Source organism: Streptomyces sp. NPDC032721, assembly GCF_055579625.1.
The window spans coordinates 168,247-193,680 of sequence record NZ_JBVIMX010000012.1 but is presented as its reverse complement, the minus strand read 5'-3'; the positions used below and the strand labels follow the sequence as shown (position 1 = coordinate 193,680).

The window sequence follows — 25,434 nt, the reverse complement described above, 5'->3', positions numbered from 1 at the left end:
GAAGTGGGTAACGACTACCAGCGGTAGTGCGCGAAGGCCTTGTTGGACTCGGCCATCTTGTGCGTGTCCTCACGCTTCTTGACGGCAGCGCCAAGACCGTTCGAGGCGTCGAGCAGCTCGTTCATGAGGCGCTCGGTCATGGTCTTCTCGCGACGGGCGCGGGAGTAACCCACGATCCAGCGGAGCGAGAGGGTGGCGGCGCGACCGGGCTTGACCTCGATCGGCACCTGGTAGGTGGCGCCACCGACACGGCGGGACTTGACCTCAAGAGACGGCTTGACGTTCTCAAGCGCGCGCTTCAGCGTGATGACCGGGTCAGCGCCGGTCTTCTCGCGGAGGCCTTCCATGGCGCCGTACACGATCCGCTCGGCGGTGGAACGCTTGCCGTCGAGCAGGATCTTGTTGATCAGCGACGTGACAAGAGGAGATGCGTAGACCGGGTCAATGATGACCGGGCGCTTCGGGGCGGGGCCCTTACGAGGCATTCTTACTTCTCCTTCTTGGCGCCGTAGCGGCTGCGAGCCTGCTTACGGTTCTTGACGCCCTGCGTGTCGAGGGAACCGCGGATGATCTTGTAACGAACACCCGGCAGGTCCTTCACACGACCGCCACGCACGAGCACGATCGAGTGCTCCTGCAGGTTGTGGCCCTCACCCGGGATGTAGGCCGTGACCTCGATGCCCGAGGTCAGACGCACACGCGCGACCTTACGGAGCGCCGAGTTCGGCTTCTTCGGGGTGGTCGTGAACACACGCGTGCAGACGCCACGGCGCTGGGGCGAACCCTCAAGCGCGGGCGTCTTGCTCTTCTCGACCTTGTCCTGCCGGCCCTTCCGGACCAGCTGCTGGATCGTAGGCACTACTTCTCCGGTTTCTGTGTGCCGATCACTGTGAAACTAACCTGAAACAGCTCCCGACCCACGCGGTCGGGTGTGTCGGACCCGGCACGCTTCCACGGAACGGAAGGATGACGCGGATCGCGGTGGCCCACATAAAGACGAGCTCGCTCTGCGGCTGTAAACACGCACAGGAGCCCAGGCACACCCCAGGCACAAGGTCTGAGCGTACCTACCTCATCGACCTGGGTCAAAACAAATGCTGTCCACCCCCGGCGCGGCCCGGCACGAGACGCCGCCACGCCGCCGCCTGACCGCCCCGGGCCGGCGTGACCAGGTCCTGTGGGCGCTCTGCCCTCGGCTCCCGCGTCAAGGGCGCCGGCACGGCATCGCGGGCCGTTCACGGCGGCGTCACGCGTGTGGGCCGTGACACGCCGGAGGGCGGCCACCCCCACAGGGGTGACCGCCCTCCACACATACAGCTACGCGCTCTTACTGGTTGTACGGACCGTAGTCGTAGTCCTCCAGCGGAACGGCCTGGCCGGAGCCCGTGCCGAACGGCGAGTAGTCGATGTCGTCGTAGCCGACGGCCGAGTACATCGCGGCCTTGGCCTCTTCGGTCGGCTCGACCCGGATGTTGCGGTAGCGGGAGAGACCCGTACCGGCCGGGATGAGCTTACCGATGATGACGTTCTCCTTGAGGCCGATCAGGGAGTCGGACTTGGCGTTGATCGCCGCGTCCGTCAGGACCCTGGTCGTCTCCTGGAAGGAAGCCGCGGACAGCCACGACTCCGTCGCCAGCGAGGCCTTGGTGATACCCATCAGCTGCGGACGGCCGGAGGCGGGGTGACCGCTCTCCTGGACCACACGACGGTTCTCGGTCTCGAACTTCGAGCGCTCGACGAGCTCGCCCGGCAGCAGTTCCGCGTCGCCGGACTCGATGATCGTCACACGGCGGAGCATCTGCCGGATGATGATCTCGATGTGCTTGTCGTGGATCGACACGCCCTGGCTGTTGTAGACCTTCTGGACTTCGCCGACCAGGTGGACCTGGACCGCACGCTGACCGAGGATCCGGAGCACGTCGTGCGGGTTGGTCGCACCGACGGTGAGCTTCTGGCCCACCTCGACCGCGTCGCCCTCGCCGACCAGCAGACGGGCACGCTTGGAGATCGGGAACGCCGTCTCCTCGCTGCCGTCGTCCGGCGTGACGACCAGCTTCTTGGTCTTCTCGGTCTCCTCGATCCGCACGCGGCCCTTGGCCTCGGAGATCGGGGCGACACCCTTGGGCGTACGAGCCTCGAAGAGCTCGACGACACGGGGCAGACCCTGGGTGATGTCGTCACCGGCCACACCACCGGTGTGGAAGGTACGCATCGTCAGCTGGGTACCGGGCTCACCGATGGACTGGGCGGCGATGATGCCGACCGCCTCACCGATGTCGACCAGCTTGCCGGTGGCCAGCGAGCGTCCGTAGCAGAAGGCACAGGTGCCGACCGCGGACTCACAGGTCAGGACCGAGCGGGTCTTGACCTCCTCCACGCCGTGCATGACCAACTGGTCGATGAGCACGTCACCGAGGTCGACGTTGGCAGGCGCGATGACCTTGCCGTCGATCACGACGTCTTCCGCCAGCATGCGGGCGTAGACGCTGGTCTCGACGTCGTCGGTCTTGCGGAGGATGCCGTCGGCACCCTTCTCCGCGATCTTCAGCTTGAGGCCGCGGTCGGTGCCGCAGTCCTCCTCGCGAATGATCACGTCCTGCGAGACGTCCACCAGACGACGGGTCAGGTAACCCGAGTCGGCGGTACGCAGGGCGGTGTCGGCAAGACCCTTACGGGCACCGTGGGTGGAGATGAAGTACTCCAGCACGGACAGACCCTCGCGGAACGATGCCTTGATCGGCCGCGGGATGGTCTCGTTCTTGGCGTTGGACACCAGACCACGCATACCGGCGATCTGACGCATCTGCATCATGTTTCCTCGGGCACCCGAGTCAACCATCATGAAGATGGGGTTCGTCTTGGGGAAGTTCGCGTTCATCGCCTCGGCGACCTCGGCCGTGGCCTTGGTCCAGATCGCGATGAGCTCCTGCGTGCGCTCTTCCTTGGTGATCAGACCGCGCTCGTACTGCTTCTGGACCTTCTCGTCCTGCGCCTCGTAGCCCTGGACGATGGCCTTCTTGGCCTCGGGCACGACGACGTCGGAGATGGCCACGGTGACGCCCGAACGGGTCGCCCAGTGGAAGCCGGCCGCCTTCAGGTTGTCGAGCGTCGCCGCCACGATGACCTTGGGGTAGCGCTCCGCCAGGTCGTTGACGATCTCGGAGAGCTGCTTCTTGCCCACCGAGTAGTCGACGAACGGGTAGTCCTCGGGCAGCAGCTCGTTGAAGAGCGCACGGCCCAGCGTCGTACGGAGACGGAAGGAGTCACCGGTCTGCCACTCGGGCTCGCCCTCCTCCGCCACCGGCGGGGTCCAGCCACGCGGCGGGACGGTGCCGATCGGGAAGCGGATGTCGACCTTCGCCTGGAGCGAGAGCTCCCGGTTGTCGAACGCCATGGTCGCCTCGGCGGAGGAACCGAAGGAACGGCCCTCACCGATGACCTTGCGCTCTTCCTCGTCGGTCGTGAGGAAGAACAGGCCCAGCACCATGTCCTGGGTCGGCATGGTGACGGGACGACCGTCGGCCGGCTTCAGGATGTTGTTCGAGGACAGCATCAGGATGCGGGCCTCGGCCTGCGCCTCTGCCGACAGCGGCAGGTGCACGGCCATCTGGTCACCGTCGAAGTCCGCGTTGAACGCGGTGCAGACGAGCGGGTGGATCTGGATGGCCTTGCCCTCGACCAGCTGGGGCTCGAAGGCCTGGATGCCGAGGCGGTGCAGCGTGGGCGCACGGTTCAGCAGAACCGGGTGCTCCGCGATGACCTCTTCCAGCACGTCGTACACGACCGTGCGGCCGCGCTCGACCATGCGCTTGGCCGACTTGATGTTCTGCGCGTGGTTGAGGTCCACCAGGCGCTTCATCACGAACGGCTTGAAGAGCTCCAGCGCCATGGCCTTCGGCAGACCGCACTGGTGCAGCTTGAGCTGCGGACCGACGACGATCACGGAACGCGCGGAGTAGTCCACACGCTTGCCGAGGAGGTTCTGACGGAAGCGGCCCTGCTTGCCCTTGAGCATGTCGGACAGCGACTTCAGCGGACGGTTGCCGGGGCCCGTGACCGGGCGACCACGACGGCCGTTGTCGAAGAGCGCGTCGACGGCCTCCTGAAGCATGCGCTTCTCGTTGTTCACGATGATCTCGGGGGCACCGAGGTCAAGGAGTCGCTTCAGGCGGTTGTTGCGGTTGATCACGCGGCGGTACAGGTCGTTCAGGTCGGAGGTCGCGAAGCGGCCACCGTCCAGCTGCACCATCGGACGCAGGTCCGGCGGGATGACCGGGACGCAGTCGAGGACCATGCCCTTGGGGCTGTTGGAGGTCTGCAGGAACGCAGACACGACCTTCAGCCGCTTCAGCGCACGGGTCTTCTTCTGACCCTTGCCGGTGCGGATGATCTCGCGGAGGCGCTCGGCCTCCTCCTCCAGGTCGAAGGACTCCAGGCGCTTCTGCAGTGCAGCCGCACCCATCGAACCGTCGAAGTACGTGCCGAAGCGGTCACGCAGCTCGCGGTAGAGGAGCTCGTCGCCCTCCAGGTCCTGGACCTTGAGGTTCTTGAAGCGGTTCCACACCTCGTCGAGGCGGTCGATCTCGCGCTGGGCGCGGTCACGGAGCTGCTTCATCTCGCGCTCGGCACCTTCGCGCACCTTGCGGCGCACGTCGGCCTTCGCACCCTCGGCCTCAAGCTCGGCGAGGTCGGTCTCAAGCTTCTTGGCGCGGGCTTCGAGGTCCGAGTCACGACGGTTCTCGACCTGCTGACGCTCGACGGAGACGTGCGCCTCCAGCGAGGGCAGGTCGCGCGTCCGGCGCTCCTCGTCCACGAAGGTGATCATGTACGCGGCGAAGTAGATGACCTTTTCCAGGTCCTTCGGCGCGAGGTCGAGCAGGTAACCAAGGCGCGAGGGAACGCCCTTGAAGTACCAGATGTGGGTGACGGGAGCGGCCAGCTCAATGTGGCCCATCCGCTCACGACGCACCTTGGCGCGAGTGACCTCGACGCCGCAGCGCTCGCAGATGATGCCCTTGAAGCGGACACGCTTGTACTTGCCGCAGTAGCACTCCCAGTCCCGGGTCGGACCGAAGATCTTCTCGCAGAAGAGTCCGTCCTTCTCGGGCTTGAGCGTGCGGTAGTTGATGGTCTCCGGCTTCTTCACTTCGCCGTGGGACCAGGTCCGGATGTCGTCCGCGGTGGCGAGGCCAATCCGCAGCTCGTCGAAGAAGTTGACGTCGAGCACTTGTCGTCAATCCCTCTTTCGGGGGTTCGAGCCCCTCGCGTGAGCGAGATTCATGGGCACTTCAAATGGTCTGAACGGGTCCGGGGAGGGCCGGGAGACCTGCCTCAGCAGGTCTCCCGGCCGGCCCGTCAGACCTCTTCGACGCTGCTCGGCTCGCGCCGGGACAGGTCGATACCGAGTTCTTCCGCTGCGCGGAAGACGTCCTCGTCCGTGTCGCGCATCTCGATGGACATGCCGTCCGAGGACAGCACCTCCACGTTGAGGCAGAGCGACTGCATTTCCTTGATGAGCACCTTGAAGGACTCGGGAATGCCGGGCTCCGGAATGTTCTCGCCCTTGACGATGGCCTCGTAGACCTTCACGCGGCCGGTCACGTCGTCGGACTTGATCGTCAGGAGCTCCTGGAGGGCGTACGCGGCGCCATAAGCCTCAAGCGCCCACACCTCCATCTCACCGAAGCGCTGGCCACCGAACTGCGCCTTACCACCCAGCGGCTGCTGCGTGATCATCGAGTACGGGCCGGTCGAACGCGCGTGGAGCTTGTCGTCGACCAGGTGGTGCAGCTTGAGGATGTACATGTACCCGACCGAGATCGGGTCCGGGAACGGCTCGCCGGAGCGGCCGTCGAACAGGTTGGCCTTGCCCGAGGGCTGGACCAGCCGGTCACCGTCGCGGTTGGGGATCGTGGCCTCGAAGAGGCCGGTGATCTCGTCCTCGCGCGCACCGTCGAACACCGGGGTGGCGACGTTGGTGCCCGGGGCGACCTGGTCGGCGCCGATGACCTGGAGGCGCTGCGCCCACTCGTCACCGAGACCGGAGACGTCCCAGCCGCGGCTGGCGAGCCAGCCGAGGTGGATCTCCAGGACCTGTCCCGGGTTCATTCGGGACGGCACACCCAGCGGGTTCAGGATGATGTCGACCGGCGTGCCGTCCTCAAGGAAGGGCATGTCCTCGATCGGAAGGATCTTGGAGATAACACCCTTGTTGCCGTGACGGCCGGCGAGCTTGTCACCGTCGGTGATCTTGCGCTTCTGGGCCACGTAGACGCGGACCAGCTGGTTCACGCCCGGGGGAAGCTCGTCGCCCTCTTCGCGGTCGAAGACGCGGACGCCGATGACCTTGCCGATCTCACCGTGCGGCACCTTCAGCGAGGTGTCGCGCACCTCGCGCGCCTTCTCACCGAAGATCGCGCGGAGCAGGCGCTCCTCCGGCGTCAGCTCGGTCTCACCCTTGGGCGTGACCTTGCCGACGAGGATGTCGCCGGCGACGACCTCGGCACCGATACGGATGATGCCGCGCTCGTCGAGGTCGGCGAGGACCTCTTCGGAGACGTTCGGGATGTCCCGGGTGATCTCCTCCGGGCCGAGCTTGGTGTCACGGGCGTCGACCTCGTGCTCCTCGATGTGGATCGAGGAGAGGACGTCGTCCTGCACCAGCCGCTGGCTGAGGATGATCGCGTCTTCGTAGTTGTGGCCCTCCCACGGCATGAACGCCACGAGGAGGTTCTTGCCGAGCGCCATCTCACCCTGCTGGGTGGCGGGACCATCGGCGAGGACCTGGCCCTCGATGACCCGTGCGCCCTCGTTGACGACAACCTTCTGGTTGACCGAGGTGCCCTGGTTCGAGCGGGAGAACTTGGCGATCCGGTACGTGGTGTACGTGCCGTCGTCGTTGGCGACGGTGACGTAGTCCGCGGATACCTCCTGGACCACACCCGCCTTCTCCGCCTTGATGACGTCACCGGCGTCGACCGCGCAGCGGTACTCCATGCCGGTGCCGACGAGCGGCGCCTCGGACGTGATCAGGGGCACGGCCTGACGCATCATGTTCGCGCCCATGAGGGCACGGTTGGCGTCGTCGTGCTCCAGGAAGGGGATCATCGCGGTCGCGACCGACACCATCTGGCGCGGCGAGACGTCCATGTAGTCGACGTCGTCGCCCGGGATGTAGTCGATCTCTCCGCCACGACGGCGGACCAGGACGCGCGACTCGGTGAAGCGCATGTCCTCACCGAGGGTCGCGTTCGCCTGGGCGATCACGAAGCGGTCTTCCTCGTCGGCCGTCAGGTAGTCGACCTCGTCGGTGACGACACCCTCGGTGACGCGGCGGTACGGGGTCTCGACAAAGCCGAAGGCGTTGACGCGGCCGTACGAAGCCAGCGAACCGATCAGACCGATGTTCGGGCCTTCGGGGGTCTCGATCGGGCACATGCGTCCGTAGTGGGACGGGTGCACGTCACGGACCTCGAAGCCTGCCCGCTCACGGGACAGACCACCGGGACCCAGTGCCGAGAGACGACGCTTGTGCGTCAGACCCGACAGCGGGTTGTTCTGGTCCATGAACTGCGACAGCTGCGAGGTGCCGAAGAATTCCTTGATCGACGCCACGACCGGGCGGATGTTGATCAGGGTCTGCGGCGTGATCGCCTCGACGTCCTGGGTCGTCATGCGCTCGCGCACGACGCGCTCCATACGAGCCAGACCCGTGCGGACCTGGTTCTGGATGAGCTCGCCGACGTTGCGCAGACGACGGTTGCCGAAGTGGTCGATGTCGTCGGTCTCGACGACGATGTTCCGGCCCGACTCGCCGACCGTCTCGGTCTCGCCCGCGTGGAGCTTCACCAGGTACTTGATGGTGGCGATGATGTCGTCGGTGGTCAGCACGCCGGCGTTCAGCGGCTCGTCCGCGCCGAGCTTCTTGTTCACCTTGTAGCGGCCGACCTTCGCGAGGTCGTAGCGCTTCGGGTTGAAGTAGAGGTTCTCGAGCAGCGTCTGAGCGGCCTCACGGGTCGGCGGCTCGCCCGGACGCAGCTTGCGGTAGATGTCGAGCAGCGCGTCGTCCTGGCCCTGGGTGTGGTCCTTCTCCAGGGTGGCGCGCATGGACTCGTACTCGCCGAACTCCTCCAGGATCTGCTCGGTCGTCCAACCGAGAGCCTTCAGGAGAACGGTGACGGACTGCTTGCGCTTGCGGTCGATGCGGACACCGACCATGTCGCGCTTGTCGATCTCCATCTCCAGCCAGGCACCCCGGGACGGGATGATCTTGGCGGAGAAGATGTCCTTGTCGGACGTCTTCTCGATGGAGGAGTCGAAGTAGACACCCGGCGAGCGGACCAGCTGCGACACCACGACACGCTCGGTGCCGTTGATGACGAAGGTGCCCTTGTTGGTCATGAGCGGGAAGTCGCCCATGAAGACCGTCTGGGACTTGATCTCGCCGGTCTCGTTGTTGGTGAACTCCGCGGTGACGAAGAGCGGGGCGGCGAACGTGAAGTCGCGGTCCTTGCACTCGTCGATGGAGTTCTTCGGCGGCTCGAAACGGTGGTCGCGGAACGTCAGCGACATCGACCCGGAAAAGTCCTCGATCGGGGAGATCTCTTCGAAGATCTCTTCCAGACCGGACTTGGTGGGGACGTCCTGTCCACTCTCGAGAGCGGCCTCGACGCGACCCTTCCAAGCGGCGTTGCCGAGCAGCCAGTCAAAGCTCTCGGTCTGCAGCGCGAGGAGGTTCGGAACCTCGAGGGGCTCCTTGATCTTTGCAAAGGAGATGCGCAGCGGGGCGGTGCTGGCGCCGTTGTTCGTATTGGAGGTCGAGGCGTTGCGCGAGGCGGCCAAGAGGGGGTCCTTCCGAGGGCTCGGACTCACTACGCGCGTACCGGTCCCACGTTGGACACAGAGACAGAAAAGCCCTGATCAGGGCGGATCATTCCTCGGTGCTCAAGCATGGGCATGCCCCTGGTGACGGGCAGGAGGCAGCTAACAGGCAGCGCAAAGGGTCAGTGTAGCCACTTGGCCCACTGATGTCCAGAGCGGGTTTTTTGGGACCCTCATCGGCCTCTTTGTTCTTCTCAACGCCACTGCCAAGACTGCTGCTGCATCAACGTCACGGGCGAGCCCTCCGCGCCCAGCGAGCGCACCTCGATACTGCCCTCTTCGTCATCGATCCATGCCTCGGATGCGGATCGATGTGACGACGCGTCCTGAGAATTGCGCGCCGCGTGCCGTTCGTCAAGGCCCCCCGCCCCCTTGGAGGTTTGTCACCTGCCCGGGCCGTCTCAGCGGCGTACAACGGGCGCACAGTGGGCTGCGGGGCGCACAACGAAGATCACCTTACTCGTCGCGGAGCCCTGAGCCCAGTTGTGCGGGAGAACGCCGAAGGGCGACCACCCCATTGGGTGATCGCCCTTGGCTGTGCCGGTGTTACACCTCGCGGCTAACTTCCGGCAGAAGAGTCCTTAGGACTCAAGAAGTCACTTGACCTCGACGGACGCGCCGGCGGCCTTGAGGGACTCGGCAGCCTTCTCCGCGTCCTCCTTCTTGACCTTCTCGAGGACCGGCTTCGGGGTGCCGTCGACGAGGTCCTTGGCCTCCTTCAGGCCGAGGGAGGTCAGCTCACGCACGACCTTGATGACCTGGATCTTCTTCTCGCCGGCGCCGGTGAGGATGACGTCGAACTCGTCCTGCTCCTCAACGGCAGCGGCGTCGCCGCCACCCTGGGCCGGACCGGCAACGGCGACGGCCGCGGCGGCGGTGACGTCGAACTTCTCCTCGAAGGCCTTCACGAACTCGGAGAGCTCGATGAGGGTCATCTCTTCGAACTGCGCGAGCAGGTCGTCCTGGGACAGCTTCGCCATGATGGCGTCCTTCCACTAATTCGGCAGGTGCCGGATGTAAATGTCGGCGGGCGTACGATCGGCCCGCTGCGGCCGTCTCCCTAGTGGGCTACGACCATTGCGCGAGCCGAGTTACTCGGCACCGCCCTGCTCATCACGCTTGACGCGAAGAGCCTCCGCAGTGCGGACGAACTTCGACGGCAGCGCCTGGAAGAGCTGAGCAGCCTGAGACTGCTTGCCCTTGAAGGCACCGGCCAGCTTGCTGAGCAGAACCTCGCGGGACTCAAGGTCCGCGAGCTTCTTGATCTCATCGGCGGACAGCGCCTTACCGTCAAGGACACCGCCCTTGATGATGAGGTTCGGGTTCTCCTTGGCGAAGTCACGAAGACCCTTCGCCGACTCCACCGGGTCACCGGTGATGAAGGCAACCGCCGTCGGACCAGTGAACTGGTCGTCCAGCGAAGTGATCCCGGCCTCGTTGGCCGCGATCTTGGTCAGCGTGTTCTTCACCACGGCGTACTGGGCGTTCTCACCGAGCGAACGACGCAGCGTCTTGAGCTGCGCAACGGTGAGACCCCGGTACTCGGTCAGCACGGCGGCGTTCGAGCTGCGGAACTGGTCCGCGAGCTCGGCTACCGCGGCAGCCTTGTCGGGCCTTGCCATAGAGCGTCGGCCTCCTTCCGGGTGATGAGGACCGCTCAGAAGGGGCTGAAAAATACGAAACGCCCCGGCGCAAGCGCACGGGGCTGAGCTCAACCAGAATGAACCGGGAACTTTCCACGAACACCTGCGCAGGTCGTCCGCATCTTTCAAGCGGATCCTTCGGCCACCACGTCCTCTTACGAACACGCAGCAACGACCAGCGGTCTTTGGCTTCCTCGGAAGAGTACGCGACGCCGTACGAATCGAGCAAATCGCTGTTGGGGCCCCCGTTCCCGGCGCGGGGACCCCGTCGTGGAGGGACGGGCTAGGAACCGGCCCCGCCGGCCGCTGCGGCTCCGCCCGCGGCCTGCTGCTTCTTCAGGATCTCCTCGAAGTCCGCGGTGTCGGAGGCCGCGGGCTTCTCGACCTGGGCGGGGGTGCCGTAGTCGGAGTAGTACGCGGTCGAGTTGAGCGGCCCGTTCTTCGTAGCGGCCTTCTCGACCTTCTTCACCAGCAGGTCGTTGCTGTCCACCCAGATGTCGATGGTCTCGGTGGTGATGCCGGCGTCGGTGAGCTGCTTCTTGTAGGCGTCCAGCTGCGCCTTGTCGAGCGTCTGGTTGTTCTTCTCGGCCAGCTTCGCCGCGTCGACGGTGCCGGAGTAGTGCGTCGCGCGTACGCCCCGTACGTCCTCCTCGCCGACCTTCTTGACGTCACCGGAGGCCAGCAGGCCCTTCAGGCTCTTGTCGGGGCTGGAGTTCTGCAGCTGGTCCTTCAGCACCGCGCCGGACGGGCCGAGCAGCTTGGCCATGGCGTCGTAGGAGTACCAGATCCAGTGCTTGCCGCCGAGGCTCGCGGCGACCTGGTCGCCCATCCTGGCGTAGTAGCCGTCGCGCACGTAGCGGGCGTCGGAGGTGGCGGGGTTGCCGGCCTTCTTCTGGGCCTCGGCCATCTGCCCGCCGGTCTGCGTGACCTGCATGGTGCCGGTGATCCCGTCGGACCAGTCCAGCACGCCCTTGCTGTTGGTCCCCATGAGGGTGCCGACGGTCATGGTGGTCTCCACCTTGGCCGACTTCGCCTCGTTGGTCTTCTTCTCGACCGTACGGAGCATGCTGAGCGGATTGAAGGTGTTGCCGCCGTCCCCGGCCGCCTCCTTGCCGCCCCCGCCCTTGGCGGCGCTTTCCTTCGCGCCGCCGTCCTTGGGCTCCGTACCGCCGCCACAGGCAGCCGCACCGACCATGACCGCGGCGGCCGCTGCCGCGATGCCCGCACGCCTGAAGACGTAGCTCTGCATGCTGAAACCCACACCCCTCGCTCTTCACCGGACTCACCGAAAACTCACAGCACCGTAACGCAGCCAGGCCCCCACCCCTCCGGAGAGGGGTGGGGGCCTGGCTGACTCAGTGCGCGAAACCCGCGACTGCCGTCAGGATCAGACGGCGGCCGGGTCCTCCTCGACGAGGAGGTTGCGGGTGCGGTTGGCGTCCAGCGGGATGCCGGGGCCCATCGTGGTGGCCAGCGTGGCCTTCTTGATGTAGCGGCCCTTGGCGGCGGACGGCTTCAGACGGAGGACTTCCTCCAGCGCCGCTGCGTAGTTCTCCACCAGCTTGGTCTCGTCGAAGGAGACCTTGCCGATGATGAAGTGCAGGTTCGAGTGCTTGTCGACGCGGAACTCGATCTTGCCGCCCTTGATGTCCGTGACAGCCTTCGCCACGTCCGGGGTGACCGTTCCGGTCTTCGGGTTCGGCATCAGACCACGCGGACCGAGCACGCGGCCGAGGCGGCCGACCTTGCCCATGAGGTCCGGGGTGGCGACGACGGCGTCGAAGTCCAGGCGGCCCTTGGCCACCTCGTCGATCAGTTCGTCGGAGCCGACGATGTCGGCGCCCGCGGCTTCCGCGGCCGCTGCACGGTCACCGGTCGCGAAGACCAGGACCCGGGCGGTCTTGCCGGTGCCGTGCGGGAGGTTCACGGTGCCACGGACCATCTGGTCGGCCTTGCGCGGGTCGACGCCCAGACGCATGGCGACCTCGACGGTGCCGTCGAACTTGACCGAGCTGGTGTCCTTGGCGATACGGACGGCCTCAAGCGGGGCGTACAGACGCTCCCGGTCGATCTTGGCGTCCGCAGCGCGGAGAGACTTGCTGCGCTTCACTGCTGCTCCTGTGTCAGGTATTCACCATGCGGCTTCCGCCGCGTGGCTGGTGTGGAGTCGTGGTGCGGGCCGGCGCGTGGCCCTACCACTGTTCGTACGAAGGGGGCTGATCAGCCCTCGACCGTGATGCCCATGGAACGGGCGGTGCCGGCGATGATCTTGTCGGCGGCGTCAAGGTCGTTGGCGTTCAGGTCGGGGAGCTTGACCGTGGCGATCTCGCGCACCTGAGCGGCGGTGAGCTTCGCGACCTTGGTCTTGTGGGGCTCGCCCGATCCCTTGTCCACACCCGCGGCCTTGAGGATCAGCTTGGCGGCCGGCGGGGTCTTCGTCACGAAGGTGAAGGAGCGGTCCTCGTAGACCGTGATCTCCACCGGCACGACCATGCCACGCTGCGACTCGGTCGCGGCGTTGTAGGCCTTGCAGAACTCCATGATGTTGACGCCGTGCTGACCGAGCGCCGGGCCGACCGGCGGGGCCGGGTTAGCGGCGCCCGCGTTGATCTGGAGCTTGATAAGCCCCGTGACCTTCTTCTTCTTGGGAGGCATTGCTCTCTCCGGGTCCTAGTGAGAGTTTCGGCCATCCATCCGATCATCCGGATGGAGGCATACCGCACAACGATAACGGGTATAGGTGCGCGGCTAAAAACCGAGCAGGTCAGACCGGCTTTGGGAGCCCGATCTGACCTGTTCGGAAGCTGTTGTCCGGAAGCTCTTAGTTCTTCTGGATCTGGTCGAAGCTGAGCTCGACCGGGGTCTCGCGGCCGAAGATCTCGACGAGGCCCTTGACCTTCTTGGAGTCCGGGTTGATCTCGTTGATCGTGGCCTGGAGGGTCGCGAACGGGCCGTCGGTGACGGTGACCGCGTCGCCGACCTCGAAGTCCAGGACCTCGACGGTGAGCTTGCGGGCCGGTGCGGGCTTGCCCTCGGCCTCGGCCGCCTCGCGGGCGGCCTTCTCCTCGGCCTCCGGGGCGAGCATCTTGACGATCTCGTCCAGGGTCAGCGGGTACGGGTCGTAGGCGTTGCCCACGAAGCCGGTGACGCCGGGGGTGTTGCGGACGACGCCCCAGGACTCGTTGGTCAGGTCCATGCGCACCAGCACGTAGCCGGGGAGCTTGTTCTGACGGACGTTCTTGCGCTCGCCGTTCTTGATCTGAACGATTTCTTCTTCCGGCACTTCTGCCTGGTAGATGAACTCTTCGACGTTCAGGGAGACGGCGCGCTGCTCCAGGTTGGCCTTCACGCGCTTCTCGTAACCGGCGTACGTGTGGATGACGTACCACTCGCCGGGCAGGGTGCGCAGTTCCTCGCGGAGGGCCACGATCGGGTCGACCGGCTCGGCGGGCTCCGCCTCGGCCGCGGCCTCTTCGGCGTCGGCCTCGTCCTCGGCGACGGCTTCGTCGATCTCGTCCGACTCGGCGACGTCCGCGGCGGCTGCCGCGTCCTCGTCGGTCTCGGCGATGGCGACGGCGTCGTCCTCGACGTGCACGGCGGCCTCTTCGGCCGGCTCGCCCGCGGCGGCGTCGGCCGCTTCGGCCTGGTCGGGCTCCACAGCGTCCGCCGCCTCAACGATGGCGGTCTCGTCCTCTACGGACTCGACAGAGCCCGCCGCCGGCTCGCCGGCATCGTTCAGGTTCGGGTCAGACACGGTGGCTGCTTCTTCCTGGATACACAAATGGGTGGAACGCGCGAAAGGGGCGCCCAGTGATGGAGGCGCCCTACGCGAGGTTTTTAGCCGAAGACGTACTTCACCGCGGCGGAGAAGCCCTGGTCGATCACGGTCACGATGCCGATCATGATCACGACGAAGACGATGACGACGGTGGTGTACGTCGTCAGCTGGCTGCGAGTGGGCCAGACGACCTTGCGGAGTTCCGCGACGATCTGGCGATAGAACTGCGCGAGGCGGCCGAACGGGCCCTTCTTGCCCCGCTTGCCGCCCTTGCGTGCCTTCTTCGGTGCTTCGTCCTGGGCATCAGGCATGTCGATGGAGCCCACGGCGTCCGTCACGCTACTCACCTGATTCCGGGTCGTGGCCGTGCCGCGCCCGGTGGAGCCGCACGACAATGCAGAGAAGTACGTACATGCGCACACATCCCGGCGAAGGAGTGTGTAGCAGGGCCGGAGGGACTTGAACCCCCAACCGCTGGTTTTGGAGACCAGTGCTCTACCAATTGAGCTACGACCCTTTGTGGTTCCCCCAACCTACCGCATCCGACCGGGTGCACGGAGTGCGCACGGTGGCGTGGTCTGCTGTGGGCCAACGACAGGTGAGTGTACGTGCTCCCAGGCCCGACGTCGAACAGATAGGACTCGGGCGAGCTCCCCGCCCTCCTCCGGCCGGTCTTCGAAACCCCTGTACCGGGGGCCTCCCCTGTCTGGGACGATGGGCCGTATGAGCGCTGCTACCCCTCCGACCGAGCGCAGGGTGTCCGCCCGCGTAGGTGCAATCTCCGAGTCCGCCACCCTGGCCGTCGACGCGAAGGCGAAGGCCCTCAAGGCCGCCGGCCGTCCGGTGATCGGCTTCGGTGCCGGTGAGCCCGACTTCCCGACGCCGGACTACATCGTCCAGGCCGCGATCGAGGCCTGCTCGAACCCGAAGTACCACCGCTACACCCCGGCCGGCGGGCTGCCCGAGCTGAAGAACGCGATCGCGGCGAAGACGCTGCGCGACTCCGGCTACGAGGTCGACGCCTCGCAGATCCTGGTGACCAACGGCGGCAAGCAGGCCATCTACGAGGCCTTCGCCGCGATCCTCGACCCGGGCGACGAGGTCATCGTCCCGGCCCCGTACTGGACGACGTACCCCGAGTCGATCCGGCTCGCGGGCGGTGTCCCCGTCGAGGTGGTCGCGGACGAGACGACCGGTTACCGGGTTTCGGTGGAGCAGCTGGAGGCCGCTCGTACGGAGAACACCAAGGTCGTCCTCTTCGTCTCGCCGTCGAACCCGACCGGCGCGGTCTACAGCGAGGCCGACGCCGAGGCGATCGGCCGCTGGGCGCACGAGAAGGGGCTGTGGGTCCTCACCGACGAGATCTACGAGCACCTGGTCTACGGGGACGCGAGGTTCACCTCGCTGCCGGCGATCGTGCCGGAGCTCCAGGACAAGTGCATCGTGGTCAACGGCGTCGCCAAGACGTACGCGATGACCGGCTGGCGGGTCGGCTGGATCATCGGCCCCAAGGACGTGGTGAAGGCCGCGACGAACCTCCAGTCGCACGCCACCTCCAACGTGAGCAACGTGGCGCAGGTGGCGGCGCTGGCCGCCGTCTCCGGGTCGCTGGACGCGGTCTCGGAGATGCGGACCGCCTTCGACCGGCGCCGGCAGACCATCGTGCGGATGCTGGGCGAGATCGACGGCGTCGTCTGCCCGACGCCCGAGGGCGCGTTCTATGTGTACCCGTCGGTGAAGGGGCTGCTGGGCAAGGAGATCCGCGGCAAGCGCCCGCAGACCTCGGTCGAGCTGGCCGCGCTGATCCTGGAGGAGGTGGAGGTCGCGGTGGTTCCCGGCGAGGCCTTCGGCACCCCGGGCTACCTGCGGCTTTCGTACGCGCTGGGTGACGAGGATCTCGTCGAGGGCGTGTCCCGGATGCAGAAGCTGCTCGCCGAGGCGCGCGACTGACGGCTGTTCCCGCAGGTGACGGTCCTCCGGCCAGATGGCCGGAGGACCGTTTCTGCGTTCGGGGGCGCACCCGTTGGGGAGAAGCCACTTCCGGGCGCCACCTGCGTACGGCAAGATCGGGCGATGGAACGTGTACGTGATCTGACCCTGCTTCCCAAGGCCCATCTGCACCTGCACTTCACCGGCTCGATGCGGCCCACCACTCTGCTGGAGCTGGCCGACAAGCACGGTGTGCATCTTCCCGAGGCGCTGACCAGCGGTGAACCGCCGAAGCTGCGGGCGACCGACGAGCGGGGCTGGTTCCGGTTCCAGCGGCTGTACGACGCGGCCAGGTCGTGCCTGCGTACCCCCGAGGACATCCAGCGGCTGGTCCGTGAGGCCGCCGAGGAGGATGTGCGGGACGGGTCGGGCTGGCTGGAGATCCAGGTCGATCCGACGTCGTACGCGCCGCTGCTCGGCGGTCTGATCCCGGCGCTGGAGATCATCCTGGACGCGGTGGACAGCGCGTCGCGGGAGACCGGGCTCGGGATGCGGGTGCTGGTCGCGGCGAACCGGATGAAGCACCCGCTGGACGCACGCACCCTGGCCCGGCTCGCGGTGCGGTACGCGGACCGCGGGATCGTCGGTTTCGGACTGTCGAACGACGAGCGCCGGGGCATGGCCAGGGACTTCGACCGCGCCTTCGCCATCGCCCGCGAGGGCGGCCTGCTGGCGGCCCCGCACGGCGGCGAGCTGACCGGTCCCTCTTCCGTACGGGACTGCCTGGACGATCTGGACGCCTCGCGGATCGGGCACGGGGTCCGCGCCGCCGAGGACCCGAGGCTGCTGCGGCGGCTCGCGGAGAAGGGCATCACCTGCGAGGTGTGCCCGTCCTCGAACGTGGCCCTCGGGGTGTACGAGAAGCCCGAGGACGTGCCGCTGCGGACGCTGTGGGACGCCGGGGTGCCGATGGCGCTGGGGGCGGACGACCCGCTGCTGTTCGGGTCGCGGCTGGCCGCGCAGTACGAACTGGCGCGGGAGCACCACGGCTTCACCGATGCCGAACTGGCCGAGCTGGCACGGCAGTCGGTGCGGGGCTCGGCCGCGCCGGTGGACGTACGGGAGAAGCTGCTGGCCGGGATCGACGGGTGGCTGGCGGGGTGACTGTCAGCCGCTGATGCCCGCGAGCAGGGTGGCGGCCAGGGCGGCGGCGAAGTCGTCGACGGACTGCGGGGGCGGCTTGCCGGCGAGTCCGTCCTGGCTGTAGGCGAAGGCGCGCTGGGCGCAGGCGCCCATGAGGAGCGAGGCGGCGGCGAAGGTGTCGGTGCGGGCATCGATGCGGCCTGCCGTCTGTTCCACCCTCAGATAGGCGTCCAGGCCCTCGATGGGCATGTGGGGTCCCGTGCCCATCTCCTGCATGGCCTTGTCGTGGCGGCTCTTGAGTTTGGTCTCGGCGTAGAGGGAGGCGCCGATCGGGAAGCTCTCGGCGTAGAAGAGGGTCGCCTGGCGGGCGATCTCGGTGAGGTTCTGCTCGACGGTGCGCTCGCCGGGGTCGAGCACGAGGCGCTGGAGCAGCGGGGTGAGCCGGGGCAGCCGCTCGGTCAGGACCGCCACGAAGATCTCGTCCTTGCCGGTGAAGTGCTTGTAGAGCGCCGCTTCCGAGCAGTCGGCGGCCCGCGCGATCTCCTTGGTGGTGGCGCGGGCCAGACCGAGGGAGCGCATCAGCTCGTGGGCGGCGTCGAGGATGCGTTCGCGGGTGGGTTTCTGCATGGGGACTCCGGGGCGGTGCGGGCTTCGGAAACGGATTCGGGGAGAGGGCTTGACGGGTGGGTGAGTGTTCACTCACCCTCGTAGTGAGTGAATACTCACCCACTTTGGAGGGATCCGCAATGAAGCTCACGGTATTCGGGGCCACGGGCGGCATCGGGCAGGAGATCGTCAAACAGGCGCTGGCCGCAGGGCACGAGGTCACGGCGGTCGTACGGGACCCCGCGCGGTTCGCGGTGACCGGTGAGGGGCTCACGGTGTTCCGGGCGGACCTGCGGGACCCCCAGGAGCTGCGGGCGGCCGTGGCCGGACGGGACGCGGTCCTCTCCGGCCTCGGCGCGCGCAGCCTCAAGGACGCCGGGATCGCGACACCGCTGACCCGCTCGGTGCTGCGGGCCATGGAGGCGGAGGGCACCCGGCGGCTGGTGGTCGTCAGCGCTGCCCCGGTCGGCCCGGAGCCGGAGCGCCAGCCGCCGTTCGACCGGCTGGTGGGGCGCGTGATCAGCACGGTCCTGAAGAAGGTGTACGACGATCTGCGGCTGATGGAGGGCGAGTTGGCGCGCTCGGCGACGGACTGGACGTCGGTGCGCCCGCCGAAGCTGCACGACAAGCCCCTGACCGGCAGGTACCGGACGGTCGTCGGCGGCACCCCGCGCAGCGGCCGGAACATCGCGCGGGCCGATGTGGCCCACGCGATGCTGGCGGTGCTGGACGATCCGTCGACGGTGAAGCAGGGCGTCGGCGTCGCGTACTGAGGCCCCCTCGGGGGACGTGCACGGTCAGAGGGCGCAGCCGACCGTCACGGGCTCGTTGACGAGAGTGACGCCGAACGCTTCCCGTACGCCCTCGACGACCTCGCGGGCCAGCGCGAGGAGGTCCTCCGTGCTGGACTCACCCCGGTTGGTGAGGGCGAGGGTGTGCTTGGTGGAGATGCGGGCGGGGCCGGTGCCGTACCCCTTGGTGAAGCCCGCGCGGTCGATCAGCCAGGCGGCCGAGGTCTTGGTCAGCCCCTCCCCCGCCGGGAAGGCGGGCGGGGCGGTGTCCGGGCCGAGGCGGCTGTGGACGCGGCGCAGGAAGTCCGCGAACTGTGCCTCGTCGAGGATCGGGTTGGTGAAGAACGAGCCGGCCGACCAGGTGTCGTGGTCCTCGGGGTCGAGGACCATGCCCTTGCCCGCGCGCAGCGCGAGGACGGTCTCGCGGGCGGTGGCGGCGGGGACCCGCTCCCCCGCCTCGACGCCGAGCGTGCGGGCGGTCTCCGGGTACTTGACCGGCGCGGAGAGCCCGCCGGCGTCCTCCAGCTCGAAGCGGACGCGGAGCACGACGTAGCGCTCCGGGTTCTCCTTGAAGCGGCTGTGGCGGTACGAGAACGCGCACTCGGCGTTGGTGAGCGTGACGCGCTCGCGGGTGCGGCGGTCGTACGCGTCGACCTCGGTGAGGGTGCTGGAGACGTCCTGGCCGTACGCGCCGACGTTCTGGATCGGGGTCGCACCGGCGGAGCCGGGGATTCCGGCGAGGCATTCGATGCCCGCGAGGCCGGCTGCGACGACCTTCTCGACGGCGTCGGTCCACACCTCGCCCGCGGCCAGCTCCAGCTTGGTGCCTTCGAGGCGGAAGCCCTGGGTGGCGATGCGCAGGGCGGTTCCTTCGAAGCCCTTGTCGCCGATGATCAGGTTGCTGCCGCCGCCGATGATCAGCAGGGGGGTGCCGGTCTCGTCGGCCGTGCGGACCGCGGTGATGACTTCGTCGTCGGTGGTGGCGGTGACGAGGTGGGTGGCGGGGCCGCCGAGGCGGAAGGTGGTCAGGGGGGCGAGGGGGGCGTCTTGGAGTTCCTGCACGGGGTCCAGCGTACGAGAGTGCGAGGGGTGGGGTGGGGGCCACTCGTCTGTGGTGGGGGCCATGGCGGAGGTGGGGCGGGGTCGGAGGGCTCGGCTCCGCCGGGGGCCGCCCCCTTGCCCGCCCGTTCCGCCCCCGGGGGGCGGCCCCGCCGCCCAAGGGGGCTCGGCGGGGGCCGCTGCCCGAGGGGGCTCGGCGGGGCCGCTGCCCGAGGGGGGTGGGCGGCGTAGGCGCTCGGTTAGGTGAGTTGGACTACGGCTCGGGACATGCCGAGGACTTTTTGGCCGGCGCTCATGGCGGTCAGGTCCACCCGGACCCGGTTGTCGTCGAGGAGGGCGGCGACCTTGCCGGTGACCTCGATCAGGGCGCCCGTGCCGTCGTTCGGGACGACGACCGGCTTGGTGAAGCGGACCCCGTACTCGACGACGGCGGCCGGGTCGACCGTCCAGTCGGTGACCACGCGGATCGCCTCGGCCATGGTGAACATGCCGTGGGCGATGACGTCCGGCAGGCCGACCTCGACCGCGAACTTCTCGTTCCAGTGGATCGGGTTGAAGTCGCCCGAGGCACCCGCGTACTGCACGAGCGTGGCGCGGCTCACGGGAAAGGACAGGGCGGGCAGCTCGGTGCCGACCTCGACGTCGCCGTACGCGACCTTGGCAGCCATCTCACGCCTCCTCGGTGGCGGCACGCGCCACCAGCTTCGTCCAGGCGGTCACGACGTGCTCACCGCTCTCGTCGTGGACCTCGCCACGGATGTCCAGGATGTCGTTCCCGGCCATCGACTTGATCGCCTCGATGGTCGAGGTGACCGTCAGCCGGTCGCCCGCCCGCACGGGGCGGGTGTACGCGAACTTCTGGTCGCCGTGCACCACGCGGCTGTAGTCGAGCCCCAGCTGCCGGTCCTCGATCACCTGGCGCGCGGCCTTGAAGGTGATCGCGAACACGAAGGTCGGCGGCGCGATCACGTCGCAGTGGCCGAGTGCCTTGGCGGCTTCCTGATCGGTGTACGCGGGATTGCTGTCACCGACGGCCTCGGCGAACTCGCGGATCTTCTCCCGGCCGACCTCGTACGCAGAGGTGGGCGGATAGGTCCGCCCCACGAAGGACTGGTCGAGCGCCATGGACTCGTACCTCCTGTGAAGTGAAGTGAATTGCAGTGACAAACGACACGAGGCCGCCCCCCGAATAAGGGGACGGCCTCGTGTACGAGCCTGTGCTTAGCGCGTTTCGCGGTGCGCCGTGTGCGAGTTGCAACGCGGGCAGTGCTTCTTCATCTCCATGCGGTCCGGGTTGTTACGCCGGTTCTTCTTGGTGATGTAGTTCCGCTCCTTGCACTCCACGCAGGCCAGCGTGATCTTCGGGCGGACGTCGGTGGCAGCCACGTGAGTGCTCCTTGGACGGACGGATGTACGGATGAACGCAAAAAAGAGTAGCCGATCGGAGGACCGACCCTACAATCGGCTACTGCGCGTAGCGGTGACCGGACTTGAACCGGTGACACAGCGATTATGAGCCGCTTGCTCTACCGACTGAGCTACACCGCTTTGATGTCTGGATCACCTCCCCCGAGGGGGAGGATCTCCGAACACCAGAGCCCCAATGCGGAATCGAACCGCAGACCTTCTCCTTACCATGGAGACGCTCTACCGACTGAGCTATTGGGGCGAGCGATGAAGACATTACACGGGTGTGCGCCGATCCCCCAAATCCATATCGAGGGCCCTGATCGACCGCCTCGGGACGCACCCCCACCACCCGTCACGTAGGCCACCTGAGGTCACTCCGGTACGACTATTTCGCTCCTTCTCGAAGCCTCGGAAAGGGGCACCTAGGCTCGAACGCACGCTGCGCGATCTTGGGTTCCGGCCGCTCCCCCGGGCGCCTCCCGCTCCCCGCCGCGCCCTTTCCGCCCGAGCCCCCGCCAGGAGCGCGATGTCCGACAGCGCGACGTCCGACAGTCAGCCGCAGCCGCCCCGCCGTCCTGGCAGCCCGGGCAGCTCGGGCAGCTCCGACGGCGCCGCCGGGAGCGCCGGGGAGGGCGCCACCGCCCTGCTGCTGAGCGGCGCCCGGCTCACCGACGGCCGCACGGTCGACGTACGGCTGAGCGAGGGGCGCATCGAGGCGGTGGGTACGGCGGGGAGCCTGCCGGCGCACCGGGCCGCCCGGGTGGACCTCGACGGCTTCCTGCTGCTGCCCGCCCCGGCCGAACCGCACGCCCACGGGGACACCGCGCTGACCGCGGACGCCGAGGGCCCCGTCTCGTATGCCGGACCGGATGTCCAGCGGCGGACCACGGACGCGGCCCTGCTGCAGCTCGGGCACGGGGCCACGGCGCAGCGTTCGCACGTACGGATCGGGGACGTGCACGGGCTCGGCCCGATGGAGGCGGTGCTGCAGGCCAGGCGCTCGCTGCGGGGGCTGGTGGACCTGTCCGCGGTGGCGGTGCCCCGGCTGCTGACCGGGATCGCCGGGGCGGACGGGCTGGCGATGCTGCGGGACGCGGTGAAGATGGGCGCCTGTGTGGTGGGCGGGAGTCCGGACCTTGATCCGGATCCGGCCGGGTACGTGGAGCGGGTGCTCGAAGTGGCGGCGGAGCACGGCTGCCCGGTCGATCTGCATACGGACGGTGACGATCCGGCGCGGCTCGCGCGGCTCGCGGCGATGGCCGGCGGGCTGCGGACCGGGGTGGCGATCGGGCCGTGCGGCGGGCTTTCGCGGCTGCCGCTGGAGGTGGCCACCCGGGCGGCCGGCCAGCTGGCCGCGGCGGGCGTGAGCGTGGTGTGCCAGCCGCAGGGCGGGTGCGGCGGGGTGGACCAGCGGGGGGTGGCGCCGGTGCGGCTGCTGCGGGCGGCCGGGGTGCGGCTGGCGGCGGGCAGCGGGGCGCTGAGGGACACGGCGAACCCGGTGGGCCGGGGGGATCCGCTGGAGGCTGCCTATCTGCTGGCGTCGCAGAGCGGGATGCGGCCCGGGGACGCGTACGACGCGGTGGCGACGGTGGCCAGGGCGGCGATGGGGCTGCCCGAGGTGCGGCTGGAGGCGGGCTTCCCGGCGGAGCTGGTGGCAGTACGGGGTGAACGGCTGGCCGGGGTGCTGTCGTTGGCGTACAGCCGGATCGTGGTGCACCGGGGGCGGGTGGTGGCGCGGACGAGCGCGGTGCGGGAGTACTGCGATTCGGTGGGGGCGGCGGGCGAGCTGGAGCTGCCGAGGCAGGGGCGGGCGGGGGCCTAGCCGCCGAGGGGGCGCGCGAGGGGGCCTGCGGCGTACGGCGGCGTGAGGGGGCTTGCGGCGTACGGCGGCGCGGTGGGGTTTGGGGGCGTACGGTCGGTGATATGCGCATTGTCATCGCTGGTGGACACGGTCAGATCGCGTTGCGGCTGGAGCGCTTGCTCGCTGCGCGCGGGAGCGAGGTCGCGGGGATCATCCGCGATCCGAAGCAGGGCGAGGACCTGCGGTCGGCAGGGGCCGAACCGGTCGTGCTCGACCTGGAGTCGGCGTCCGTTGAGGAGGTCGCGGCGGTGCTGAAGGGTGCCACGGCGGCCGTCTTCGCGGCAGGTGCGGGCCCGGGCAGCGGCGCCGGGCGCAAGGACACGGTGGACCGGGACGCGGCCGTGCTGTTCGCCGACGCGGCGGAGCGTGCGGGCGTACGGCGCTATGTCGTGGTGTCCTCGATGGGCGCCGACCCGGAGCACGCCGGGGACGAGATCTTCGACGTGTACCTGCGGGCCAAGGGCGCGGCGGACGCGGACGTACGGGCCAGGGAAGGGCTCGACTGGACGATCCTGCGGCCCGGCTCGCTGACGAACGACGCGGGCACAGGTCTGGTCTCCCTGGGGGCCTCCACCGGGCGCGGTCCGGTGTCCCGCGACGACGTGGCGGCCGTACTGGCGGACCTGCTGGAGACGCCGTCGACGGCGGGGCTGACGCTGGAGCTGATCGGTGGCAGCGTGCCCGTGTCGGTGGCCGTGAAGGACGTCGCGGGGAACTGAAGTCGTGCCCGGCCCGGGAACTGACGGGCAGTGAGCGGGGCGCGGGTGGCGCGAGGGAGAGGGAGTCGTATGCAGCACAAGGTCGAACCCGTCGTCGTGGAGCGGGCGGAGCAGCCCTACGCGTCGATCCTGGGGCGGGTCAGGGCGGACGGTTTCGCCGAGATCGCCGACCGGATCCCGGAGCTCTTCGGATGGCTGGCGGCGCGGGGAACCGAACCGCTCGGCGGGCCGTTCTTCCGGTACAACCTGATCGGCGCGGACGGGGAGTTCGAGGTCGAGGCGGGCGTGCCGGTCGCGCGCGCGCCCGAGCCCGAGGGCGACGTCCTGTCCGGCGTGCTGCCCGCGGGGAAGTACGCGACGGTGACGCATTTCGGCCACCCCGACCAGCTCTTCGGGGTCACCTCGGCGCTGCTCGCGTGGGCGCGTGAGCAGGGGCTGGCGTGGGACATGACGGAGGCGGCCGACGGCGAGCACTGGGTCGCCCGGCTGGAGACGTACAAGACGGATCCGCGCGTGGAGCCCGATCCGGACAAGTGGGAGACGGAGCTGGCCATCCGGCTGGAGGGCTGACCGGCGGGACACGGTCGGTCCGGGCACGGCCGGGCGGGGAAAACCCGAAGGCCCCTGAGCTGCGTTTCCGCAGTTCAGGGGCCTTCTTTTGTGGCGGCGCCAGGATTCGAACCTGGGTAGGCTAAGCCGACGGATTTACAGTCCGTTCCCATTGGCCACTCGGGCACACCGCCATGGGATGTCACCGTGGATCTTCGCCTCGCGGCGCTTTTCCCTGGGGACGACGTAAACGATACCCGATGACCAGGGGTGCTTCGCCACTCGATTGATCCGCGCCCGTCATCCGCACGGGTGGCTAGGCTTTGCGACGTATCGCAGCGGCTTCACGCCGTCACCCGTCACCCACACCAAGGAGCCACAGGACATGGCCGACTCCAGTTTCGACATCGTCTCGAAGGTCGAGCGGCAGGAGGTCGACAACGCCCTCAACCAGGCCGCGAAGGAGCTCTCGCAGCGCTACGACTTCAAGAACGTCGGCGCCTCGATCGCCTGGTCCGGCGAGAAGATCGTGATGGAGGCGAACTCCGAGGAGCGCGTCAAGGCCATCCTCGACGTCTTCGAGACCAAGCTGGTCAAGCGCGGGATCTCGCTGAAGGTACTGGACGCGGGCGAGCCGCAGCTGTCCGGCAAGGAGTACAAGATCTTCGCCTCCATCGAGGAGGGGATCTCGCAGGACAACGCCAAGAAGGTCGCCAAGATCATCCGCGACGAGGGCCCCAAGGGCGTCAAGGCGCAGGTGCAGGGCGAGGAGCTGCGGGTCAGCTCCAAGAGCCGGGACGACCTCCAGGCCGTGCAGGCGCTGCTCAAGGGCAAGGACTTCGACTTCGCGATCCAGTTCGCGAACTACCGCTGAGGCCGTGGCCGAAGCGGGCGTGACCTTGCGGTAGCGCTTCGAACGGGGGCGGTGGGCGGCTTCGGGCCGGCGCCGCCCCCGTCGCATGTCCGCGCCCCGGAACCGGATCCGGGCGGGGATCCGCATCCGGGCAGGGATCCGCATCCGGGCGCGGGCCCGCTGCCCTCAGTGCCGTGTCCGAATTCCGCCAGC

General features: G+C 68.1%; 23 protein-coding genes and 4 tRNA genes. 7 read left to right on the top strand and 20 right to left on the bottom strand.

Features of this window, described 5'->3' with window-relative positions; genetic code table 11:
- Nucleotides 1-14: 14 nt before the first annotated feature.
- From rpsG to ACZ5PB_RS25465, 12 genes are all read right to left on the bottom strand, one after another.
- Nucleotides 15-485 (bottom strand): 30S ribosomal protein S7, encoded by a 471-nt coding sequence (rpsG, locus tag ACZ5PB_RS25520; protein WP_185027993.1) that lies wholly within the window; start codon nt 483-485, stop codon nt 15-17.
- A 2-nt stretch (nt 486-487) separates the two neighbouring features.
- The gene (gene rpsL, locus ACZ5PB_RS25515; RefSeq protein ID WP_468694062.1) at nt 488-859 is read right to left on the bottom strand and encodes a 30S ribosomal protein S12; all 372 of its coding nucleotides are present in this window, start codon (nt 857-859) and stop codon (nt 488-490) included.
- Between the two features lie 468 nt (nt 860-1,327).
- Nucleotides 1,328-5,227, bottom strand: a complete 3,900-nt coding sequence (locus ACZ5PB_RS25510) for a DNA-directed RNA polymerase subunit beta' (RefSeq protein ID WP_468694061.1) — start codon at nt 5,225-5,227, stop codon at nt 1,328-1,330.
- A gap of 128 nt (nt 5,228-5,355) precedes the next feature.
- On the bottom strand, nt 5,356-8,841 hold the full coding sequence (gene rpoB / locus ACZ5PB_RS25505; protein WP_468694060.1) for a DNA-directed RNA polymerase subunit beta: 3,486 nt from the start codon (nt 8,839-8,841) through the stop codon (nt 5,356-5,358).
- 635 nt (nt 8,842-9,476) lie between these two features.
- Nucleotides 9,477-9,860 (bottom strand): 50S ribosomal protein L7/L12, encoded by a 384-nt coding sequence (gene rplL, locus ACZ5PB_RS25500; protein WP_468694059.1) that lies wholly within the window; start codon nt 9,858-9,860, stop codon nt 9,477-9,479.
- Nucleotides 9,861-9,971: 111 nt separating this feature from the next.
- Nucleotides 9,972-10,502 (bottom strand): 50S ribosomal protein L10, encoded by a 531-nt coding sequence (gene rplJ, locus ACZ5PB_RS25495; protein WP_266659777.1) that lies wholly within the window; start codon nt 10,500-10,502, stop codon nt 9,972-9,974.
- A 304-nt stretch (nt 10,503-10,806) separates the two neighbouring features.
- A complete protein-coding gene (locus tag ACZ5PB_RS25490; RefSeq protein WP_468694058.1) occupies nt 10,807-11,772 on the bottom strand; it encodes an SCO4651 family lipoprotein in 966 nt (321 codons plus the stop codon).
- 138 nt (nt 11,773-11,910) lie between these two features.
- Complete coding sequence (gene rplA / locus ACZ5PB_RS25485) at nt 11,911-12,633, bottom strand: 50S ribosomal protein L1 (protein ID WP_189821124.1); 723 nt, start codon at nt 12,631-12,633, stop codon at nt 11,911-11,913.
- A 110-nt stretch (nt 12,634-12,743) separates the two neighbouring features.
- On the bottom strand, nt 12,744-13,178 hold the full coding sequence (rplK, locus tag ACZ5PB_RS25480) for a 50S ribosomal protein L11 (RefSeq protein ID WP_185027986.1): 435 nt from the start codon (nt 13,176-13,178) through the stop codon (nt 12,744-12,746).
- A 166-nt stretch (nt 13,179-13,344) separates the two neighbouring features.
- Nucleotides 13,345-14,277, bottom strand: a complete 933-nt coding sequence (gene nusG, locus ACZ5PB_RS25475) for a transcription termination/antitermination protein NusG (protein WP_468694057.1) — start codon at nt 14,275-14,277, stop codon at nt 13,345-13,347.
- 83 nt (nt 14,278-14,360) lie between these two features.
- The gene (secE, locus tag ACZ5PB_RS25470) at nt 14,361-14,639 is read right to left on the bottom strand and encodes a preprotein translocase subunit SecE (protein WP_401587708.1); all 279 of its coding nucleotides are present in this window, start codon (nt 14,637-14,639) and stop codon (nt 14,361-14,363) included.
- Nucleotides 14,640-14,745: 106 nt separating this feature from the next.
- Nucleotides 14,746-14,818, bottom strand: a tRNA-Trp gene (locus ACZ5PB_RS25465).
- Between the two features lie 206 nt (nt 14,819-15,024).
- Here ACZ5PB_RS25465 and ACZ5PB_RS25460 point away from each other — a divergent pair.
- Both ACZ5PB_RS25460 and ACZ5PB_RS25455 read left to right on the top strand, forming a co-directional pair.
- Entirely contained in the window at nt 15,025-16,251 is a 1,227-nt protein-coding gene (locus ACZ5PB_RS25460) for a pyridoxal phosphate-dependent aminotransferase (protein WP_468694056.1), read from the top strand.
- A 123-nt stretch (nt 16,252-16,374) separates the two neighbouring features.
- Nucleotides 16,375-17,394: an adenosine deaminase gene (locus ACZ5PB_RS25455; protein WP_468694055.1), complete on the top strand. Its 1,020-nt coding sequence runs from the start codon at nt 16,375-16,377 to the stop codon at nt 17,392-17,394.
- Nucleotides 17,395-17,397: 3 nt separating this feature from the next.
- Here ACZ5PB_RS25455 and ACZ5PB_RS25450 read toward each other — a convergent pair whose 3' ends face one another.
- Nucleotides 17,398-18,000 carry a TetR/AcrR family transcriptional regulator gene (locus ACZ5PB_RS25450; RefSeq protein ID WP_468694054.1) on the bottom strand — a complete coding sequence of 201 codons (603 nt, stop codon included), beginning with the start codon at nt 17,998-18,000 and terminating at the stop codon, nt 17,398-17,400.
- A gap of 119 nt (nt 18,001-18,119) precedes the next feature.
- Here ACZ5PB_RS25450 and ACZ5PB_RS25445 point away from each other — a divergent pair, with 119 nt between their 5' ends.
- Nucleotides 18,120-18,752, top strand: a complete 633-nt coding sequence (locus ACZ5PB_RS25445) for an NAD(P)-dependent oxidoreductase (protein WP_468694053.1) — start codon at nt 18,120-18,122, stop codon at nt 18,750-18,752.
- Nucleotides 18,753-18,776: 24 nt separating this feature from the next.
- On the opposite strand, the gene ACZ5PB_RS25440 is transcribed toward ACZ5PB_RS25445, so the two are convergent.
- The 6 genes from ACZ5PB_RS25440 to ACZ5PB_RS25415 form a co-directional block, all read right to left on the bottom strand.
- Nucleotides 18,777-19,832 (bottom strand): UDP-N-acetylmuramate dehydrogenase, encoded by a 1,056-nt coding sequence (locus ACZ5PB_RS25440; RefSeq protein ID WP_468694052.1) that lies wholly within the window; start codon nt 19,830-19,832, stop codon nt 18,777-18,779.
- A 236-nt stretch (nt 19,833-20,068) separates the two neighbouring features.
- Nucleotides 20,069-20,497, bottom strand: coding sequence for a MaoC family dehydratase (locus tag ACZ5PB_RS25435; protein WP_468694051.1), 429 nt, complete (start codon nt 20,495-20,497; stop codon nt 20,069-20,071).
- A gap of 1 nt (nt 20,498) precedes the next feature.
- Complete coding sequence (locus tag ACZ5PB_RS25430; RefSeq protein WP_468694050.1) at nt 20,499-20,954, bottom strand: FAS1-like dehydratase domain-containing protein; 456 nt, start codon at nt 20,952-20,954, stop codon at nt 20,499-20,501.
- Between the two features lie 96 nt (nt 20,955-21,050).
- Entirely contained in the window at nt 21,051-21,215 is a 165-nt protein-coding gene (gene rpmG / locus ACZ5PB_RS25425) for a 50S ribosomal protein L33 (protein ID WP_007265873.1), read from the bottom strand.
- Nucleotides 21,216-21,304: 89 nt separating this feature from the next.
- Nucleotides 21,305-21,377, bottom strand: a tRNA-Met gene (locus ACZ5PB_RS25420).
- 48 nt (nt 21,378-21,425) lie between these two features.
- Nucleotides 21,426-21,498: transfer RNA gene (locus ACZ5PB_RS25415), tRNA-Thr, on the bottom strand.
- Between the two features lie 267 nt (nt 21,499-21,765).
- On the opposite strand from ACZ5PB_RS25415, the gene ACZ5PB_RS25410 reads away from it, so the two are divergent.
- The 3 genes from ACZ5PB_RS25410 (at nt 21,766) to ACZ5PB_RS25400 (ending at nt 24,389) form a co-directional block, all read left to right on the top strand.
- Nucleotides 21,766-23,061, top strand: coding sequence for an amidohydrolase family protein (locus ACZ5PB_RS25410; protein WP_468694049.1), 1,296 nt, complete (start codon nt 21,766-21,768; stop codon nt 23,059-23,061).
- 101 nt (nt 23,062-23,162) lie between these two features.
- The gene (locus ACZ5PB_RS25405) at nt 23,163-23,819 is read left to right on the top strand and encodes an SDR family oxidoreductase (protein WP_468694048.1); all 657 of its coding nucleotides are present in this window, start codon (nt 23,163-23,165) and stop codon (nt 23,817-23,819) included.
- A 69-nt stretch (nt 23,820-23,888) separates the two neighbouring features.
- Nucleotides 23,889-24,389 (top strand): GyrI-like domain-containing protein, encoded by a 501-nt coding sequence (locus ACZ5PB_RS25400; protein WP_468694047.1) that lies wholly within the window; start codon nt 23,889-23,891, stop codon nt 24,387-24,389.
- Between the two features lie 91 nt (nt 24,390-24,480).
- Here ACZ5PB_RS25400 and ACZ5PB_RS25395 read toward each other — a convergent pair.
- Nucleotides 24,481-24,562, bottom strand: a tRNA-Tyr gene (locus tag ACZ5PB_RS25395).
- Between the two features lie 191 nt (nt 24,563-24,753).
- Here ACZ5PB_RS25395 and ACZ5PB_RS25390 point away from each other — a divergent pair.
- Nucleotides 24,754-25,242, top strand: a complete 489-nt coding sequence (locus tag ACZ5PB_RS25390) for a YajQ family cyclic di-GMP-binding protein (RefSeq protein ID WP_468694046.1) — start codon at nt 24,754-24,756, stop codon at nt 25,240-25,242.
- Nucleotides 25,243-25,434 lie beyond the last annotated feature (192 nt).

Coding starts and splice junctions, on each gene's coding strand:
- rpsG (WP_185027993.1), bottom strand. CDS start 485: ATGCCTCGTAAGGGCCCCGCCCCGAAGCGCCCGGTCATCATTGACCCG.
- rplL (WP_468694059.1), bottom strand. CDS start 9,860: ATGGCGAAGCTGTCCCAGGACGACCTGCTCGCGCAGTTCGAAGAGATG.
- rplJ (WP_266659777.1), bottom strand. CDS start 10,502: ATGGCAAGGCCCGACAAGGCTGCCGCGGTAGCCGAGCTCGCGGACCAG.
- ACZ5PB_RS25490 (WP_468694058.1), bottom strand. CDS start 11,772: ATGCAGAGCTACGTCTTCAGGCGTGCGGGCATCGCGGCAGCGGCCGCC.
- rplK (WP_185027986.1), bottom strand. CDS start 13,178: ATGCCTCCCAAGAAGAAGAAGGTCACGGGGCTTATCAAGCTCCAGATC.
- ACZ5PB_RS25460 (WP_468694056.1), top strand. CDS start 15,025: ATGAGCGCTGCTACCCCTCCGACCGAGCGCAGGGTGTCCGCCCGCGTA.
- ACZ5PB_RS25455 (WP_468694055.1), top strand. CDS start 16,375: ATGGAACGTGTACGTGATCTGACCCTGCTTCCCAAGGCCCATCTGCAC.
- ACZ5PB_RS25450 (WP_468694054.1), bottom strand. CDS start 18,000: ATGCAGAAACCCACCCGCGAACGCATCCTCGACGCCGCCCACGAGCTG.
- ACZ5PB_RS25445 (WP_468694053.1), top strand. CDS start 18,120: ATGAAGCTCACGGTATTCGGGGCCACGGGCGGCATCGGGCAGGAGATC.
- ACZ5PB_RS25435 (WP_468694051.1), bottom strand. CDS start 20,497: ATGGCTGCCAAGGTCGCGTACGGCGACGTCGAGGTCGGCACCGAGCTG.
- ACZ5PB_RS25430 (WP_468694050.1), bottom strand. CDS start 20,954: ATGGCGCTCGACCAGTCCTTCGTGGGGCGGACCTATCCGCCCACCTCT.
- ACZ5PB_RS25410 (WP_468694049.1), top strand. CDS start 21,766: ATGTCCGACAGCGCGACGTCCGACAGTCAGCCGCAGCCGCCCCGCCGT.
- ACZ5PB_RS25405 (WP_468694048.1), top strand. CDS start 23,163: ATGCGCATTGTCATCGCTGGTGGACACGGTCAGATCGCGTTGCGGCTG.
- ACZ5PB_RS25400 (WP_468694047.1), top strand. CDS start 23,889: ATGCAGCACAAGGTCGAACCCGTCGTCGTGGAGCGGGCGGAGCAGCCC.
- ACZ5PB_RS25390 (WP_468694046.1), top strand. CDS start 24,754: ATGGCCGACTCCAGTTTCGACATCGTCTCGAAGGTCGAGCGGCAGGAG.